The organism is Streptomyces hygroscopicus (assembly GCF_026168105.1).
Taxonomy (GTDB): Bacteria; Actinomycetota; Actinomycetes; order Streptomycetales; family Streptomycetaceae; genus Streptomyces; species Streptomyces hygroscopicus_D.
Genome location: NZ_LBMW01000143.1, coordinates 1 through 1,669 on the forward strand (window position 1 = coordinate 1; position 1,669 = coordinate 1,669).

Genomic DNA, 1,669 nt, shown 5'->3' on the forward strand with positions numbered 1-1,669 from the left:
GCCTCGCACAGCACCCGCTCCCGCTCATTCGCCGGACCACGCCCCAATCCGGCCCCACCCGACAGCTCCGGAACAGGCAGGGCCTTGCGGTCCAGCTTCCCGTTGCCCGTCAACGGCAACGCATCAAGCACCACCACCGCGGAAGGCACCATGTACTCCGGCAGCCGCCCCGCGACAAACGCCCGCACCTGGCCGGGCAAACCCCCCAGATCCTCATCCGGATCCTGCGCCACCACATACGCCACCAGACGCACATCACCCGGCACATCCTCACGCGCCACCACCGCCACCCGCTCAACCTGCGGAAGCCCGGCGATCACCCCCTCGACCTCACCCGGCTCGATCCGGAACCCACGCACCTTCACCTGCTCATCCACACGCCCCAGGAACTCCAACTGCCCATCCCCACGCCAGCGCACCACATCACCCGAGCGATACATCCGCGCGGCCGGCTCAAACGGATTCGCCACAAACCGCTCCCCCGTCAAACCCGCACGCCTCACATACCCACGCGCCACCTGCACACCAGCGATGTACAACTCACCCGCCACCCCCGGCGCCACCGGACACAACCGCCCGTCCAGCACATACAACCGCATATTCGCCACCGGACGCCCGACCGGCACCACCGCACCGACCTCATCACCCGCCCGCACCTCGAACACCGAACAGCCGACCGTCGCCTCCGTCGGCCCGTACTCATTCACCACCACCGAACCCCCGGCACGCTCCAACCACGAACCCACCACCGAACCCGAGAGAGCCTCACCACCGACCACCCAGGTGGACGCCGCAGCCGCCGCCTCCGCCCCCGACAGCGACTCCCCCAACAAGGGCAAATGCGCCGGCACCACCTTCGCCAGACCAAACCCCCCACCCGACGAACGCACCAGTGACACCAGACCCTCGACCCCGCCACCCTCGTCCACGACCACCGCCGCCCCGCACACAAGCGGCACCACCACACTGGTCACCGTCAAGTCGAACGCCAACGAGGAGTGCAACGGCACACCACCCACACCCGGCCGCGTCATCCCGTAGGCATCCGCCGCCCACAACACATAGTTCGCCAGACCACCATGCGCGACCGCCACACCCTTCGGCCGACCCGTCGACCCCGACGTATAGATCACATACGCCAGACTCTCCGCACATGCCCGCAACACCGGAGCCTGCCCAGGCAACCCCGACAGCCGGATGCCCATCAAAGTGGAGTCCACCGCCACCATCCGCGCCCGCCCCGCCGGCAGACCCTCCAACACCTCCTCCGACGTCAAGGTCAACACCGCACCACTGTCCGCGAGCATGAACGAAATCCGCTCCACCGGATACTCCGGATCGACCGGCAAGAACGCCGCCCCCGCCTTCCACACCCCCAAGAACGCCACCACCGCATCCACACCCCGCGGCAGACACACCCCCACCACCGACTCCGCACCCACACCCTGACCCAGCAAGTAGTGCGCCAACCGATTCGCCCGCGCATCCAGCTCCCGGTACGACACCCCCACACCACCGGCAACCACTGCCAACGCATCCGGCGTGCGGGAAACCTGCCCAGCAAACAGCTCCGGCACCAGCACCGACCCGAGATCCACCGCCGAGTCGTTCCACTCCACCAACACCCGACGACGCTCGACCTCACCCAGCACATCCACCGCACCCAGCG

General features: G+C 68.0%; 1 protein-coding gene. It reads right to left on the reverse strand.

Annotation, left to right across the window (positions count from 1 at the left end):
• The coding region (locus tag AAW14_RS39270) for a non-ribosomal peptide synthetase (protein WP_265569250.1) at positions 1-1,669 on the reverse strand (1,669 nt) is incomplete at both ends.